Genomic DNA, 15,927 nt, shown 5'->3' on the forward strand with positions numbered 1-15,927 from the left:
GGCCACTCAGACCCGCGCCGCAGTGACTGCCGCCGAGCCCCAGGTGGTGCGCCAGCGCTGCTTGACGCCGTGCAGGCCGAACCAGGCGAGCAGGCCCAGGCTGGCGAACAGCCACAGGCCCATCTGGTAGTCGCCGGTGTGTTGCTTGACGGTGCCCAGGCCTGCGGCCAGCAGGAAACCACCGATACCGCCGGCCATGCCGATCAGCCCGGTCATCACCCCGATCTCCTGGCGAAAGCGCTGCGGCACCAGCTGGAACACCGCGCCATTGCCGGCGCCCAACCCGAGCATGGCGCTGACGAACAGGGCCAGTGCCGCCGCGGCGCTGGGCAGGTTGAAGCCGACTGCGGCTATGCACACCGCCGCCACGCTGTACATGCCCAGCAGGGTGCGGATGCCACCGAAGCGGTCGGCCAGGGCGCCGCCCAGCGGGCGCATCAGGCTGCCGGCGAACACGCAGGCCGCGGTGTAGTAACCGGCAGTCACCGGGTTCAGGCCGTACTGGTCGTTGAAGTAGCCGGGCAGGGTGCTGGCCAGGCCGATGAAGCCGCCGAAGGTGACGCTGTAGAAGAACATGAACCACCAGCTGTCGCGGTCACCCAGCGCTTTGAGGTAATCGGCCATGGCCTTGGGTTTTGGCCGTTCGGGGGCGTTGCGGGCCAGCAGCGCGAACAGCACCAGGGTCAGCAACAGCGGCAGCAGGGCGAAACCGAACACGTTGTTCCAGCCGTAGGCCGCCGCCAGCACCGGTGCCAGCAGCGCGGCGAACACGGTGCCGGAGTTGCCGGCACCGGCGATGCCCATGGCCTTGCCCTGGTGCTGGGGTGGGTACCACTGCGACGCCAGGGGCAGCGAAACGGCGAACGAGGCGCCGGCAACGCCGAGGAACACGCCCAGCAGCAGCACCTGCTCGAAGCTGTGCACGCCCAGGTGCCAGGCGCAGGCCAGGGCGACGATCACCACCACCTGGCCGATCAGGCCGGCGGTCTTGGGCGACAGGCGATCGACCAGCAGGCCCATGGCGAAGCGCAGCAGCGCACCGGCAAGGATTGGCGTGGCGACCATCAGGCCGCGTTGCTGGGCGCTCAGTTGCAGGTCGGTGGCGATCTGCACCGCCATGGGGCCGAGCAGGTACCAGACCATGAAGCTCAGGTCGAAATACAGGAAGGCGGCGAACAGGGTGGGCACATGCCCGGATTTCCAGAAGCTCGTATTCATCGAACACCTCGTTCGGCGTGCAACACAGGGGCGGAAACGAAAAAGACGCCGCTGCCCGGTCCACTGGCGTGGAGGGGGAGCGACGTCTTTGTCGAGGTATGGGGGCAACCGCCGTTGGCTACCTGGGTTTGACTGAGCAAGAGGCGGGCCAAGGTTGTGGGAGCAGGCAGCGAAAGCTGTAGGAGCGGCCTTGTGTCGCGAACGGGGCGCGCAGCGGCCCCAGCGATTTGTGCAAGAACCCCTGAATTCTGGGGGCGCTACGCACCCCCTTCGCGACACAAGGCCGCTCCTACAGTTGAAACATGGGGGTTCAGCCCAGCATCTCCGACATGGCGATGATCTGTTCGGCCACCTGGATCAGCTTCTGCTGGCGGCTCATGGCCTGGCGCCGCATCAGGGTGTAGGCCTGCTCTTCGTTGCAGTCTTTCATCTTCATCAGCAAGCCCTTGGCCTGCTCGATGCGCTTGCGCTCGGCCAACTGCAGGTCGCGGGCCAGCAGCTGGGCCTTGAGCGCCTGGTCGCTTTCGAAGCGGGCCATGGCCACGTCGAGGATCGGCTGCAGGCGCGCGGCATGGATGCCTTCGACGATGTAGGCGCTGACCCCGGCCTGGATCGCCTGGCGCATCACCCCTGGGTCGTGTTCGTCAGTGAACAGCACGATGGGGCGGGGCCGGTCGCGGCTGACCAGCACCACCTGCTCCATCACATCACGGCCCGGTGACTCGGTATCGATCAGTACCACGTCTGGGTGCACCGTTTCGACGCAGGCCGGCAGGTCGATGGTCAGGCCAGGGGCTTCGATCACATCGAAGCCGGCCTCGACCAATGCGGCCTTGAGGCGGCCGACTTTCTTTTCGGTATCGTCGATCAGCAGGATGCGCAGCATGGTCGGTTCCTCACAGGCCGACGCGGGCGTCGGGCGCCGCGTCCAGGGCGTGCAGCCTGAAGCTGCGCGCGTAGCCGTACGGATCGCTGCCGTCCCAGCGGCTGCCGTCGATCAGCTGGCTGCTGCGCATCGGCAGGTCGGCGCAGGGCACGCCCAGTGCGTCGGCGGCCTCACGGTACAGCGCCAGTTGCTGGACCTGACGGGCCACTGCGAGGTAGTCCGGGTCATCGCGCAGGATGCCCCAGCGGCGGAACTGGGTCATGAACCACATGCCGTCGGACAGGTAGGGCAGGTTGGCCCGGCCCTGGTCGAACAGGCGCAGGGCATGGCGGTCTTGCCAGCGGTTGCCCAGGCCGTCCTGGTAATCGCCCAGCAGGCGTGACTCGATGCTGCTGGCCGGGGTGTCCAGGTAGGCGCTGCCACTGAGCAACTGAGCGGCGCCACGACGGTTCTCGGCGCTGCTTTCGATGAAGCGGCTGGCGGCGAGGATCGCCTTGACCAGGGCGCGAGCGCTGTTTGGGTATTGCTCGGCGAAACTGCGCGCGCAGGCGAGGACCTTTTCCGGGTGGTCCGGCCAGATCGACTGGCTGGTGGCGAGGGTGAAGCCCTGGCCCTGGGCGATGGCCTCGGCTGACCACGGCTCGCCGACGCAAAAGCCATCGATGCGCCCGGCCTGCAAGTGGGCGACCATCTGTGCCGGCGGCACCACCACGCTGTTGACGTCATGCAAGGGGTGGATGCCCTGGCTGGCCAGCCAGTAATACAGCCACATGGCGTGGGTGCCGGTGGGGAAGGTCTGGGCGAAGGTCAGGCGCGCACCGCCCTGGTGCGCCAGCCGCGCCAATGCCTCGGGGTTGGTCACGCCCTTGCGCTGCAAGGCAGCGGACAGGTTGATGGCCTGGGCGTTCTGGTTCAGGCCCATGAGCACCGCCATGTCGCTGGCCGGCCCGCCGCCCACGCCCAACTGCACGGCGTAGGCCAGGCCGTACAGGCAGTGCGCAGCGTCCAGTTCGCCACTGACCAGCCTGTCGCGCAGCCCGGCCCAGGAGGCTTGGCGCTGCAGGTTGAGGGTAAGGCCCTGTTGCTGGGCGAAGCCCTGGGTGGCAGCGACCACCACCGAAGCGCAATCACTCAGGGCCATGAAACCGATGTTCAGGCTGGGCTTTTCCGGTGCGTCGCTGCCGTTGACCCAGGCCAGTGGCGATGTCGGGGGAGCTGTATTCACGTGGATCCTCGGGCGTTCTGCGGGGGCTGCATGGGGTTGTTGAAGCAACCCATGTGCCATGGCCCTGTCGCCCCGGCGATGCGCTGGCTATAATCGCACCCCTCACACACCGCGAGTCCGCCCGCCCATGTATACCCTGGCCCGCCAGCTGCTGTTCAAGCTCTCCCCGGAAACCTCCCACGACCTGTCGCTGGACCTGATCGGTGCTGGTGGCCGCCTTGGCCTCAACGGCCTGCTGTGCAAGCAGCCGGCAGCGTTGCCGGTGAGCGTCATGGGCTTGAACTTCGCCAACCCGGTGGGCCTGGCCGCTGGCCTGGACAAGAATGGCGCGGCCATCGACGGTTTCGCCCAGCTGGGCTTCGGTTTCGTCGAGATCGGCACCATCACCCCGCGCCCGCAGCCGGGCAACCCCAAGCCACGCCTGTTCCGCCTGCCGGAAGCCACCGCGATCATCAACCGCATGGGCTTCAACAACATGGGTGTCGACCACCTGCTGGCGCGGGTGCGGGCCGCACGCTACACCGGCGTGCTGGGTATCAATATCGGCAAGAACTTCGACACCCCGGTCGAACGGGCCCAGGATGACTACCTGATCTGCCTGGAGAAGGTCTACAACGACGCCAGCTACATCACCGTCAACGTCAGCTCACCAAACACCCCGGGCCTGCGCTCGCTGCAGTTCGGTGATTCGCTCAAGCAGTTGCTCGATGCCCTGGCCGAGCGCCGTGAGCAGTTGGCGGTGAGCAACGGCAAGCGCGTGCCACTGGCGATCAAGATCGCCCCGGACATGAGCGATGAAGAAACCGCGCTGGTGGCTGCCGCGCTGATGGAGTCGGGGATGGACGCGGTGATCGCCACCAACACCACCCTGGGCCGTGAGGGTGTCGAAGGGCTGCCGTTCGGTGGCGAGGCGGGCGGCCTGTCGGGCGCGCCGGTGCTGGAAAAGAGCACCCACACAGTGAAAGTGCTGGCGGGTGAGCTGGGTGGCAAGCTGCCGATCATCGCCGCCGGTGGCATCACCGAAGGCCGTCACGCGGCTGAGAAGATCGCCGCCGGTGCAAGCCTGGTGCAGATTTACTCGGGCTTCATCTACAAGGGCCCGGCGCTGATCCGCGAGGCGGTGGATGCCATCGCGGCCATGCCTCGGCAATAAGCGACCATGAAAAAGGGGCCCCGCATGGGGCCCCCTGGGCCGTAGCCCGCCGCCCGGATGGGGCGCGCATGGTAACTCGAATTCAGTGTCCTCGATCAGCCAACGGCGTGATTTTCGTTGAGTCTATGGATGCCAGCGGTGCCGGTCATGCCGTCCCAGTTATCGCCGCGTCCTTCGCGCCAGCCGTTGATCCAGGCTTGGCGTACGGAAGGTAGAGTAAATGGGCAAAGTTCGCGGGATTTGCCGGTGACCCCATACTGGTAGCCACGTGAAAATGCTCTTTCCAACGGATCACGCTTAAGTCTTCTCATAGGGTGTTGCCCTCACTTGTTGACTGTAATGTCCCGTCGGCCTCTACGAGGCCGGGCAGAATCGTTCTGCCGGTGTGCGCCCGCTGCCGGCGTGGCGGGCTGAAGGTGTCGCCCCGTTGCGAGGCGACCTGAGATCAGTTCTAACGAATGCGAGTCACAGTGTGAATGATCGTTTTGTCATAAGGACGTAACCTTTCCGAGGGTGAAAGGATAAGTAAATAAATGCGACTCAACCTTGTTTGCCGTTGGGCCCGCTATGATCAGGGTTTAGTCAGCTTTGACGTCAATTGGCCAGCGTGTCTGGTCGATGGCTTGTAATAATTGGTAATGCGACGAAGGGTCACATCTGGGCCCGCAGTGCGCGAATTTTCATACTGCTCGACGATCAAAGCCTTTTTCGCCACCCGGCGAGGGCAGGTTGCGTCGGGCGGCCAGGCCTGGCGAGACCGCTCGCGGGCCACCTGGGCGCCTGCTGAAAGGGCGTGCGGGAAAACCTCGGCAGGCCGATGCGTCGGCTGCCATCTACTTAGCCAAAGGCTCTGGATTACCCATGTCGGACCGTATCGAACTTTATCTCACCTGCCCCAAGGGCCTCGAAGGCCTGCTCGTCGAAGAGGCCCGGGAGCTGGGCCTGACCGAGGTGCGTGAGCACACCTCGGCCATCCGCGGCGAGGCCGACATGGAAACCGCCTACCGCCTGTGCCTCTGGTCGCGTCTGGCCAACCGCGTGCTGCTGGTGCTCAAGCGCTTCCCGATGAAGAACGCCGATGACCTCTATGACGGGGTCAACGCGGTGGATTGGGCCGACCACCTGGCTGCCGATGGCACCCTGGCGGTGGAGTTCAGCGGCCATGGCTCGGGCATCGACAACACCCACTTCGGCGCGCTGAAGGTCAAGGATGCGATCGTCGACAAGCTGCGCAACCGTGAAGGCTTGCGCCCGTCGGTGGAAAAAATCGACCCGGATGTGCGCGTGCACCTGCGCCTGGACCGTGGCGAGGCGATCCTCTCCCTCGACCTGTCCGGCCACAGCCTGCACCAGCGCGGCTACCGCCTGCAGCAAGGCGCGGCGCCGCTCAAGGAAAACCTGGCGGCGGCGGTGTTGATCCGCGCCGGCTGGCCGCGCATTGCCGCCCAGGGCGGCGCCCTGGCCGACCCGATGTGCGGCGTGGGTACCTTCCTGGTCGAGGCGGCCATGATCGCCGCCGACATGGCCCCTAACCTCAAGCGCGAGCGCTGGGGTTTCAGCGCCTGGCTCGGCCATGTGCCGGCGCTGTGGCGCAAGCTGCACGAAGAGGCCCAGGCCCGTGCCCAGGCCGGCCTGGCCAAGCCGCCGCTGTGGATTCGCGGCTACGAAGCCGACCCGCGGTTGATCCAGCCGGGGCGCAACAACGTCGAGCGCGCAGGCCTGGGTGACTGGGTGAAGATCTACCAGGGCGAGGTGGCCAGTTTCGAGCCGCGCCCGGACCAGAACCAGAAAGGCCTGGTGATCAGCAACCCGCCCTATGGCGAGCGCCTGGGTGATGAAGCCAGCCTGCTGTACCTCTACCAGAACCTTGGCGAGCGCCTGCGCCAGGCCTGCATGGGCTGGGAAGCGGCGGTGTTCACCGGCGCGCCGGAGCTGGGCAAGCGCATGGGTATCCGTAGCCACAAGCAATACGCGTTCTGGAACGGCGCCTTGCCTTGCAAACTGCTGCTGTTCAAGTTGCAGCCCGACCAGTTCGTCACCGGCGAGCGGCGCCAGGCCCAGGTTGAAGAGGGCCAGGAGCGTCGCCCGGCGCCGCAGGCCAGCGAGCCGGCGCGCCTGTCCGAAGGCGCGCAGATGTTCGCCAACCGCCTGCAGAAGAACTTCAAGCAGCTGGGCAAATGGGCCCGCCGTGAAAAAGTCGACTGCTACCGGGTCTACGATGCCGACATGCCTGAGTACGCCGTGGCCGTCGACCTGTACCACGACTGGGTGCATGTGCAGGAATACGCCGCCCCGCGTTCCATCGACCCGGACAAGGCCCAGGCGCGTCTGCTCGATGCCCTGGCGGCCATTCCCCAGGCGCTGGGTGTCGATCAGCAGCGCGTGGTGCTCAAGCGCCGCGAGCGCCAGAGCGGCACGCGCCAGTACGAGCGCCAGGCTACCGAAGGGCGCTTCCAGGAAGTCAGCGAAGGCGGCGTCAAGCTGCTGGTCAACCTCACCGACTACCTGGACACCGGCCTGTTCCTCGACCACCGCCCCATGCGCATGCGCATCCAGCGCGAGGCCGAAGGCAAGCGCTTCCTCAACCTGTTCTGCTACACCGCCACGGCCACCGTGCACGCGGCCAAGGGCGGCGCGCGCAGCACCACCAGCGTCGACCTGTCGAAAACCTACCTGGACTGGGCGCGGCGCAACCTGTCGCTGAACGGCTTCTCCGAGCGCAACCGCCTGGAGCAGGGCGATGTCATGGCCTGGCTGCAGAGCGCCACGGACAGCTACGACCTGATCTTCATCGACCCGCCGACCTTCTCCAACTCCAAGCGCATGGAAGGTGTGTTCGACGTGCAGCGTGACCATGTCGAACTGCTGGACCTGGCCATGGCTCGCCTGGCGCCGGGCGGCGTGCTGTATTTCTCCAACAACTTCCGCAAGTTCCAGCTCGACGAGCACCTGGCCACGCGTTATGCGGTGGAGGAAATCAGCGCCCAGACCCTGGACCCGGACTTCGCCCGCAACAACCGCATCCACCGCGCCTGGCAACTGCGTCTGCGCTGAGACGATGAGGTACATTGCGCGACTGCTGGCCAGTGGCTATAAAGCACTTAAGGGTTAATACATTCGCAGGACGCTGATGTTTTAGAGAGTCCTTTATGGCGAATGCGGGTGTACCTGCGAAGTGGTTTGGCCTGCTCGGTGACGAGCTGTCGGCCTGGGGCGTGGCCCTGGCGGCGTTGGTCGCCGGCGGCCTGCTCACGGCTGCATTGGCCATTGCCACCCAGAGCTTCTACAAGCAGCAGTTGCGCCAACGCTTCGAACTGCTGGCCGGCGAGCGCTACAGCCGCATCGCCGAGCGTTTCCAGGAACAGGAGCAGCGCCTGGGTGGCCTGCGCCGGTTCTTCGACTTCTCCAACGAAATCACCCCCCGCGAGTTCGACGGCTATGCCCGCCCGCTGCTGCACCGCACCCAGGCCTATTCCTGGGCGCCGCGGGTGGAAGCAGGGCAGCGTGAAGCCTTCGAGCAGCGCGCCAGCGATTTGCTCGCGCAGCGCTACCAGATCCGTGACCAGGGCGCGCAAGGCGGCTGGCAGGCGGCCCCCGCGCGCGATCACTACTACCCGGTGCTGTACAACCAGGCTTCCAGCCAGCAGGGGCAGCCCTATGGCCTGGACCTGCTCGGCCAGCCGAAACGCGCGGCGACCCTGGCCAGGGCCATGGCCCCCGGCAGCATGGCGGTGTCCGAGCCGCTGGACATGCTCAGCGTCGATCCGGCCTACAGCCGTGGCCTGCTGATGGTGGCGCCGGTGTTCGCCGAATCGGCGCCGGCCGGTAGCCCGCCCAGCGGCTATGTCATGGCGCTGCTCAGCCTGCGGCAGTTGGTCGTCGAGAGCTTGCCGACGGTGGCGGACGACAACCTGGTGGTGCGGATCCTCGATCTGTCCACCGACGCTGGCCACGAGGTGCTGTTCGACTCTGGCAACCAGATGGCGCGCATGGCCCTGGCCAGTACCCACCTGTTGCACCTGGCCGATCACCACTATCAACTCGACATCCGTCCCAGCGTGGATTTCATGGCCGCCAACCGCTCGGCGGCGGTGCAGGTGGTCGGCCTGCTCGGCGGTTTGCTCAGCCTGTTGCTGGCGACCTTGCTCTACAGCCTGTTCAGCCAGCGCCAGCGTGCCCTTGATCTGGTGGCCCGGCGTACCACTGAGCTGCGCATCAGCGAGCAGTCGTTGCGTGAAACCCACAACCAGCTGCGCAGTGTGCTCGACGCCGCGACTCAGGTGGCGATCATCGCCACCAGCCTCAAGGGCGTGATCGGTACTTTCAATGCCGGTGCCGAACGCCTGCTTGGTTATTCGGCGGAGGAAGCGCTGGGCGTGCTCACCCTCGAGGACCTGGTGCAGCCCGAAGAGCTGCATCGTCGCGCCCATGCCCTGAGCCTGCGTTATGGGCGCGAGGTTGGCGCGGGCCAGGCGATGTTCGCCGAGACCGTGCAGGAGGGCGGCGCGGAGCCCGGCGAGTGGACCCTGGTGCGCAAGGATGGCAGCCACCTGCTGGCCAATATGCTGGTGACTGCGGTGCTCGATGAGCAGGGGTTGTGGGTGGGCTACCTGGCGATCTGCATCGACGTCACCGAGCGGCGTCGAGTGCACGAGGCGCTGGCAGCGCGCGATCGATTGCTGGAGAAGCTCAGTGCCGAGGTGCCCGGCGGCATCTACCAGTACCGCCTGGATGCCGACGGGCGCTCGTGTTTCCCTTATGCAAGCCAAGGCCTGCACGACATCTACGAAGTCGACCTGGCGCTGCTGCAACAGGACGCCACGGTGGTGTTCGAGCGCATCCACCCAGATGATCTGGAGCGGGTGCGGCGTTCGGTGCGGTATTCCGCCGAGCACCTGACACCCTGGCGCGAGGAGTACCGGGTGTGCTTGCCCCGGGCCGGCCTGCGCTGGGTGCGCGGCGAGGCAACGCCGGAAATCGGCGACCACGGTTGCACCCTCTGGCATGGCTACCTGACCGATATCTCCGACCTTAAGCGGGTGGAGGAGGAGCTGCGCGCCTTGTCGATCACCGATTCCCTTACCGGTATCCACAACCGCCGCTATTTCCAGGAGCGCCTGCGCAATGAGCTCGACCGTGCCCAGCGGGACGGGCTGGATCTGGCGGTGATCATGCTCGATATCGACCATTTCAAACGGATCAACGACCAGTTCGGCCACGCGGTGGGCGACCTGGTGCTGCGCAGCCTGTGCCAGCGGATCAGCCAGCGTTTGCGGCGTACCGATGTGTTCTGCCGATTGGGCGGCGAGGAGTTCATGGTGCTGTGCCCGGGCAGCAATGCCGAGCAGGCGCGGTTGCTGGCGCTGGAGTTGTGGCAGGGGGTGCGCAGCGTGCCGGTGGAAGGTGTCGGGCGGGTGACGGCGAGCTTTGGCGTGGCCGGATGGCGCGATGGCGAGGGCGCCGACGCACTGCTGTTGCGAGCGGATGCGGGCGTCTACGCTGCCAAGCAAGGGGGGCGGGACAGGGTGGAGGCGGAGTTGCCATGACGGTTGTTGTTCGGCAGGGCAACAGTCGATCGAAGACGATGTCGATCAGGTGTCCGTGATTGCGTACCACCGTTTGAGCTGCTGTTCGCTCAAGCATCGCGGCATTTCAGTTCTCTCGGCGTAAACTGGCTTGAGTCTCTGATGGCGCAGACTCCCAGGGCCCTTGAATCTCTCTACCGGTTTTCCGCCCCCTATGGTCTTCTGCCCCGCCAAGGAACGCGCCTAAAAAGTTGAAGATAGCCCCTGTCGCTCTGTTGGGCGAGGGGTTTTCCACCGTTCTCTTGCTCCACTGAAAAGAGGACTCGAAGAACTTCGACGAATTGCTCAGCTCAGAGTTGGCAAGAGCGACGTAATGGTCCGCCTTGCGTGGGGATATAGCTTGGTTATCGTGGGTTGCCAAAGATCTGTTCACGGTTATCAATCCCTGATTGAACATGGAATCAGGTACCACCTCGTTGTCAATTCTCTGCCTTGGAGCTGAAGACTCGCTCACAGGTTTGTTGCCCGGGAACATCATCTGCTTGGCAGCTTTATGCATGCCGGCAAGAAAATTCAAGGGTGAGGGTTTGTTCTCACGCACGCGTCCGCTTGGATCGCTATGGTTGATCGGGTCCCGCTGACAGTAGCTGTAAGTATTGACCCCCCCGCCGTCGAACGGGCTGGATCTGTCCGAGCTGAGAAAACACATCAATGACGGGTTATAAGCTCTGTGGCCGTTACCCAGCAGATAGTGTCCGGTCATGGGTTCTGCGTATTGGCCGTTAAAGCCCATCCGACCTCCGGTTGCTTGCAGGGCAGGCGAGAAACCGTAGGGCAAATAAGCCTTTGTTTGTTTACCCGATGTGCTGACGGCCATGAGCGGCGAGTGCAGCTCGTCGATTGACAGAAGATGGACCACCAGTCCAGTTGCAAGTGCTGTGCGATCGGTGCGATAGGTTGGCATGATTTTTCCAGCGGCAGGGCGGCGACCTGTTTATGGTGGGCGGGCTCGGCTCAGACAGCAACTGGCAGAATTGACAGGTGGTCGCGCTCAAGTCGGGGGCGGGTGCAGACCGGCAGCCGTGCCATGGCCTGGCGCTGTCGCCAGGCCATGCACCTGATGCGCTACAGGAACACGAACTTGGCGATGAAGATCACGCTGAGTACCCACAGGCTCGGCGAAACTTCCTTCAACTTGCCGGTACCTGCCTTCAGTGCCACATAGCTGATGAAGCCCAGGGCGATGCCGTCAGCGACCGAGAAGGTCAGCGGCATCATGATCACCGTGACGATCGCCGGGATGCTGTCGGTGGCTTCGTCCCATTCGATATGCGCCATGCTGCCCATCATCAGCATCGCCACATAGATCAGCGCACCGGCGGTGGCATAGGCCGGGATCATGCCCGCCAGCGGTGCGAAGAACATCGCAGCGACGAACAGCAGGCCGACCACCACGGCTGTCAGGCCGGTGCGGCCACCGGCGGCGACGCCTGCGGCGCTCTCCACGTAGCTGGTGACCGGCGGCACGCCCACCGCGGCACCGAACACGCTGGAGGCACTGTCGGCCTTCAGCGCCCGCGACAGGTTCTCAATGCGCCCGTCGGCCGCTACCAGGCCGGCGCGCTGGGCGACGCCCATCAGGGTGCCGGCGGTGTCGAACATGTGCACGAACAGGAAGGCGAAGACCACGCTGATCATGCTGACGTTGAACACGCCCGCCACATCCATCGCCATCCAGGTCGGCGCCAGGCTCGGTGGCATCGACATCACCCCGCCGAACTTGACCAGCCCCAGGCCCCAGCCGGCCAGGGTGACGCTGATGATGCTGATGAGGATCGCCCCGAACACCCGTTTGTAGCTGAGGATCGCGATCATCAGGAAGCACACGGCCGCCAGCAGCGGGCCGGGCTCATGCAGCGAGCCGAGCTTGATCAGGGTGGCCGGGCTGTCGACGACGATGCCTGCGGTTTTCAGGCCGATCAGCCCGAGGAACAATCCGACGCCGGCCCCCATGGCATGGCGCAGGCTCACCGGGATGCTGTTGAGCAGCCACTCGCGCACCCGTGACAGGGTGAGGAACATGAACAGCACGCCCGAGATGAACACCGCACCCAGCGCGGCCTGCCAGGTGTAGCCCATGGTGCCGACCACGGTGTAGGTGAAGAAGGCGTTGAGGCCCATGCCGGGCGCAAGGCCCACCGGCCAGTTGGCGTACAGGCCCATCAGCAGGCAGCCCAGCGCCGCGGCGATGCAGGTGGCGACGAAGGCCGCCCCGTGATCGATGCCGGCGTCGGCCATGATGTTGGGGTTGACGAAGATGATGTAGGCCATGGTGATGAAGGTGGTCACCCCGGCTATCAGTTCGGTGCGGACGGTTGTGCCATGTCGCTTGAGTTTGAAAATCCGCTCCAGCCAACCCGTTTCGGGCGGCGCAGCGATATCCAGCGTAGGGGCTTCGGATTTGCGGCTTTCCACAGCGAGTACTCCTCAAGTCTTTCTTGTTGTTCGAAGCCTGGTCCTGAGCAATGCACTTGGGGGCTCCGCGAGGGGGTGTGGCAGACGTCCGACCATTTTGTTGACTTACGGGTCAGGAAGTTGCTCGCAGGATTATGCTTTTGTGTACAAAGAATGCAAATAATGTTTTATCTTTTGTGCGCACAAACTGCCGTACAACGGCTATATAGGTTAAAGGCCCCCTGCAGAATCGGGTCAGCCTGTGTACAATGGCGCCATACCTTGGTCCACCACCTACTTCCAGGACTTGCCCTCCACCCGCTGACAGGTAGTACAGTCACGGTCCGACTGGCAGATCCCTTGTGCTCGAGAGCCCATGAACGAACAGCTGCAACCTCTGAAAAAACCTGTGCGCACTGGCAAGGCCGGCCGCAGCGGTACCCAGGACGACATCGTCTACGCGCACATCTTCGAGGCGATCCTCGAGCAGCGCCTGGCGCCGGGCACCAAGTTGAGCGAGGAGGCACTGGGCGAGATCTTCGGCGTCAGCCGTACCATCATCCGCCGTGCGCTGTCGCGCCTGGCCCATGAAAGCGTGGTGCTGCTGCGGCCCAACCGCGGCGCGGTAGTGGCAAGCCCCACGGTGGAAGAAGCGCGCCAGGTGTTCTTCTCGCGGCGCATGGTCGAGCGTGCAATCACCGAGCTGGCCGTGCAGCACGCCACCCTCGAGCAGCTCAACGAATTGCGTCAGATGGTGCGCGAAGAGCGTGACAGCTTCTCCCGTGGCGACCGCGGCGCCGGCATCCGCCTTTCCGGCGAATTCCACCTCAAGCTGGCCGAAGCCGCAGGCAATGCCCCGCTGGTGAGCTTCCAGCGCAGCCTGGTGTCGCAGACCTCGCTGATCATCGCCCAGTATGAAAGCGGCAACCGCTCGCACTGCTCCTACGACGAGCACATGCAACTGATCGACGCCATCGAGGCCCGTGATGCCCAGCAGGCGGTAAGCCTGATGATGCATCACATGGACCATATCGACAGCAAGCTCAACCTCGACGAGGAGAGCGCGTCGGACGACCTGCATGCAGTGTTCTCGCATCTGCTGAAAAAGCCCAAGGCCACCGCCAAGGGTTGATCGTTTGCCTGCATAGTCCAAGGCCCTTTCGCGGGTAAACCCACTCCCACAGGAATGTCGTTGCCTTCGAGCAAGTCAGCGTACCTGGGGAGCGGGATTGCCCGCGAATGGGCCTTTTTTCGTGACTGGCCTTCTGCCGGATCCCTGATAGATTTACTAGTTGCAAACCCCTTTTCAATGTGGTTGGGCTTGCGCAAAACGTTGCGTCCAATGGCTTGAGGAGAGGTTCATGACTACGTCCCTCGGTGTACGCATGGGTGCCGAACTGGTCGGCACTTTCTGGCTGGTGCTGGGTGGTTGCGGCAGCGCGGTACTGGCCGCCAGCTCACCTGTCGGCATCGGTGTTCTCGGTGTCGCCTTCGCGTTTGGCCTGACTGTCCTGACCATGGCGTTCGCCATTGGCCATATCTCTGGTTGTCACCTCAACCCGGCGGTGTCATTCGGGTTGGTGGTGGGCGGGCGGTTCCCGGCAAAAGAACTGCTGCCCTATGTGATCGCCCAGGTGATCGGCGCCATCCTGGCCGCAGCGGTGATCTATTTCATCGCCAGTGGCAAGGCTGGCTTCGAACTGGCCAGCGGCCTGGCCTCGAACGGCTATGGCGAGCATTCACCGGGCGGCTACACCCTGGCGGCAGGCTTCACCAGTGAGGTGGTGATGACCGCGATGTTCCTGGTGATCATCATGGGCGCCACCGATGCCCGGGCACCGGCCGGCTTTGCACCGATTGCCATTGGCCTGGCGCTGACCCTGATCCACCTGATCTCGATTCCCGTCACCAATACCTCGGTCAACCCGGCGCGCAGCACCGGGCCGGCCTTGTTCGTCGGCGGCTGGGCGCTGCAGCAGCTGTGGCTGTTCTGGCTGGCGCCGCTGATTGGGGCGGCGATCGGCGGTGCGCTGTACCGGGGGCTGGCAAAACAACCTTAGCGCCAGGCAACGATTCATCGCGGGGCAAGCCCGCTCCCACAGTAATAACGCGTGGGAGAGGGCTTGCCCCGCGATGACGGGCTGCTTGCCTCAGCGCTGGTGCACGCAACGCCCGGCGGCGTAGGTTTCACGCACGGTGCGGTCATCGCCCAGGGTGGTCAGCACGAACAGGGTTTCCTCGATGCTGTTGGACTGCTGGATGCGGTAGTCCAGCAGCGGCGTGGCCTTGTAGTCGAGCACCACGAAGTCGGCATCGTTGCCCGGGCGCAGGCTGCCGATCCGGTCGTCCAGGCGCAGTGCCCGGGCGCCGCCGAGGGTGGCCAGGTACAGCGACTTGAACGGGTGCAGGCGCGCGCCCTGCAGCTGCATCACCTTGTACGCCTCGTTGAGGGTGTTGAGCAGCGAGAAGCTGGTGCCGGCGCCCACGTCGGTGCCCAGGCCCACATTGACCTTGAAACGCTCGGCCTGGGGCAGGTTGAACAGGCCGCTGCCCAGGAACAGGTTGGAGGTCGGGCAGAAGGCGATGGCCGAGCCGGTTTCCGCCAGGCGCTTGCATTCGTCGTCGCACAGGTGCACGCCGTGGGCGAACACCGAGCGCTCGCCGAGCAGCTCGAAGTGGTCGTAGACATCCAGGTAGCCATTCTGCTCGGGGAACAGCGCCTTCACCCACTCGATTTCCTTGAGGTTCTCGGACAGGTGGGTGTGCATGTACACGCCCGGGTGCTCCTTGAGCAACTGGCCGGCCAGGGCCAGTTGTTCAGGGGTGCTGGTGGGGGCGAAGCGCGGCGTGACCGCGTAATGCAGGCGGCCCTTGCCGTGCCAGCGCTCGATCAGCGCCTTGCTCTGCGTATAGCCGGATTCGGCGGTGTCGGTCAGGTAGTCGGGGGCGTTGCGGTCCATCATCACCTTGCCGGCGATCAGGCGCAGGTCCAGGCGCTCGGCTTCTTCGAACAGGGCGTTGACCGACTCGGGGTGCACGCTGCCGAACACCAGGGCGGTGGTGGTGCCGTTGCGCAGCAGCTCCTGGAGGAAGATCTTCGCCACCTTGTCGGCATGGGCCTTGTCGGCGAACTGCTTCTCGCAGGGGAAGGTGTAGGTGTTCAGCCAGTCCAGCAGCTGTTCGCCGTAGGAACCGATCATGCCGGTCTGCGGGAAGTGGATATGGGTGTCGATGAAGCCCGGGGTGATCAGGGCATCCTGGTAGTGCACCACCTCGATGTCGGCCTCAAGCGTCGGCAGCAGCTCGCTGGCGTGGCCGAGGGCCTTGATGCGGCCGTTGTCGATTACCAGCAGGCCATCCTCGTAGTATTCCTGGGAGGCTTCCAGGCCGACCTCGGCGGGGTCGGCGATGCTGTGCAGGATGGCGGCTCGGTAGGCTTTGCGGGTTGCGGTCATGAATACGCTCG

The 15,927-nt window shown here is 64.8% G+C and carries 12 protein-coding genes; 5 read left to right on the forward strand and 7 right to left on the reverse strand.

The window, feature by feature from the left end; translation table 11 throughout:
- Positions 1-6: 6 nt before the first annotated feature.
- The 3 genes from ABE459_RS00565 to ABE459_RS00575 form a co-directional block, all read right to left on the reverse strand.
- On the reverse strand, positions 7-1,218 hold the full coding sequence (locus tag ABE459_RS00565) for a nitrate/nitrite transporter (RefSeq protein WP_125859505.1): 1,212 nt from the start codon (positions 1,216-1,218) through the stop codon (positions 7-9).
- Positions 1,219-1,528: 310 nt separating this feature from the next.
- Entirely contained in the window at positions 1,529-2,104 is a 576-nt protein-coding gene (locus tag ABE459_RS00570) for an ANTAR domain-containing protein (RefSeq protein ID WP_125859503.1), read from the reverse strand.
- 10 nt (positions 2,105-2,114) lie between these two features.
- A complete protein-coding gene (locus ABE459_RS00575; protein WP_323828315.1) occupies positions 2,115-3,329 on the reverse strand; it encodes a CmpA/NrtA family ABC transporter substrate-binding protein in 1,215 nt (404 codons plus the stop codon).
- Positions 3,330-3,456: 127 nt separating this feature from the next.
- Here ABE459_RS00575 and ABE459_RS00580 point away from each other — a divergent pair, with 127 nt between their 5' ends.
- Entirely contained in the window at positions 3,457-4,482 is a 1,026-nt protein-coding gene (locus ABE459_RS00580; protein WP_110991823.1) for a quinone-dependent dihydroorotate dehydrogenase, read from the forward strand.
- A gap of 95 nt (positions 4,483-4,577) precedes the next feature.
- Here ABE459_RS00580 and rmf read toward each other — a convergent pair whose 3' ends face one another.
- Positions 4,578-4,793 (reverse strand): ribosome modulation factor, encoded by a 216-nt coding sequence (rmf, locus tag ABE459_RS00585; protein ID WP_023533691.1) that lies wholly within the window; start codon positions 4,791-4,793, stop codon positions 4,578-4,580.
- A 550-nt stretch (positions 4,794-5,343) separates the two neighbouring features.
- Here rmf and rlmKL point away from each other — a divergent pair.
- Both rlmKL and ABE459_RS00595 read left to right on the forward strand, forming a co-directional pair.
- The gene (gene rlmKL / locus ABE459_RS00590) at positions 5,344-7,536 is read left to right on the forward strand and encodes a bifunctional 23S rRNA (guanine(2069)-N(7))-methyltransferase RlmK/23S rRNA (guanine(2445)-N(2))-methyltransferase RlmL (RefSeq protein ID WP_125464949.1); all 2,193 of its coding nucleotides are present in this window, start codon (positions 5,344-5,346) and stop codon (positions 7,534-7,536) included.
- A 95-nt stretch (positions 7,537-7,631) separates the two neighbouring features.
- The gene (locus ABE459_RS00595; protein WP_323828297.1) at positions 7,632-10,028 is read left to right on the forward strand and encodes a diguanylate cyclase; all 2,397 of its coding nucleotides are present in this window, start codon (positions 7,632-7,634) and stop codon (positions 10,026-10,028) included.
- Between the two features lie 106 nt (positions 10,029-10,134).
- Here the strand turns inward: ABE459_RS00595 and ABE459_RS00600 are convergent, their stop codons facing one another.
- Positions 10,135-10,971 (reverse strand): RHS repeat-associated core domain-containing protein, encoded by an 837-nt coding sequence (locus ABE459_RS00600; protein ID WP_323828295.1) that lies wholly within the window; start codon positions 10,969-10,971, stop codon positions 10,135-10,137.
- Positions 10,972-11,132: 161 nt separating this feature from the next.
- Positions 11,133-12,482, reverse strand: a complete 1,350-nt coding sequence (locus ABE459_RS00605; protein WP_110991819.1) for an NCS2 family permease — start codon at positions 12,480-12,482, stop codon at positions 11,133-11,135.
- Between the two features lie 355 nt (positions 12,483-12,837).
- On the opposite strand from ABE459_RS00605, the gene ABE459_RS00610 reads away from it, so the two are divergent.
- A complete protein-coding gene (locus ABE459_RS00610; protein ID WP_110991818.1) occupies positions 12,838-13,593 on the forward strand; it encodes a GntR family transcriptional regulator in 756 nt (251 codons plus the stop codon).
- Positions 13,594-13,822: 229 nt separating this feature from the next.
- Positions 13,823-14,521: an aquaporin Z gene (gene aqpZ / locus ABE459_RS00615; RefSeq protein ID WP_125464947.1), complete on the forward strand. Its 699-nt coding sequence runs from the start codon at positions 13,823-13,825 to the stop codon at positions 14,519-14,521.
- Between the two features lie 90 nt (positions 14,522-14,611).
- Here aqpZ and guaD read toward each other — a convergent pair whose 3' ends face one another.
- Positions 14,612-15,916 (reverse strand): guanine deaminase, encoded by a 1,305-nt coding sequence (gene guaD / locus ABE459_RS00620; protein WP_125464946.1) that lies wholly within the window; start codon positions 15,914-15,916, stop codon positions 14,612-14,614.
- Positions 15,917-15,927: the final 11 nt, after the last annotated feature.

Source organism: Pseudomonas sp. TWI923 (assembly GCF_039673365.1).
GTDB classification, from domain to species: domain Bacteria; phylum Pseudomonadota; class Gammaproteobacteria; order Pseudomonadales; family Pseudomonadaceae; genus Aquipseudomonas; species Aquipseudomonas sichuanensis.

Bases quoted from the DNA above. Each gene is read 5' to 3' on its own strand.
- ABE459_RS00565 (WP_125859505.1), bottom strand. From the start codon at position 1,218: ATGAATACGAGCTTCTGGAAATCCGGGCATGTGCCCACCCTGTTCGCC.
- ABE459_RS00570 (WP_125859503.1), bottom strand. From the start codon at position 2,104: ATGCTGCGCATCCTGCTGATCGACGATACCGAAAAGAAAGTCGGCCGC.
- ABE459_RS00580 (WP_110991823.1), top strand. From the start codon at position 3,457: ATGTATACCCTGGCCCGCCAGCTGCTGTTCAAGCTCTCCCCGGAAACC.
- rmf (WP_023533691.1), bottom strand. From the start codon at position 4,793: ATGAGAAGACTTAAGCGTGATCCGTTGGAAAGAGCATTTTCACGTGGC.
- rlmKL (WP_125464949.1), top strand. From the start codon at position 5,344: ATGTCGGACCGTATCGAACTTTATCTCACCTGCCCCAAGGGCCTCGAA.
- ABE459_RS00595 (WP_323828297.1), top strand. From the start codon at position 7,632: ATGGCGAATGCGGGTGTACCTGCGAAGTGGTTTGGCCTGCTCGGTGAC.
- ABE459_RS00600 (WP_323828295.1), bottom strand. From the start codon at position 10,971: ATGCCAACCTATCGCACCGATCGCACAGCACTTGCAACTGGACTGGTG.
- ABE459_RS00610 (WP_110991818.1), top strand. From the start codon at position 12,838: ATGAACGAACAGCTGCAACCTCTGAAAAAACCTGTGCGCACTGGCAAG.
- aqpZ (WP_125464947.1), top strand. From the start codon at position 13,823: ATGACTACGTCCCTCGGTGTACGCATGGGTGCCGAACTGGTCGGCACT.
- guaD (WP_125464946.1), bottom strand. From the start codon at position 15,916: ATGACCGCAACCCGCAAAGCCTACCGAGCCGCCATCCTGCACAGCATC.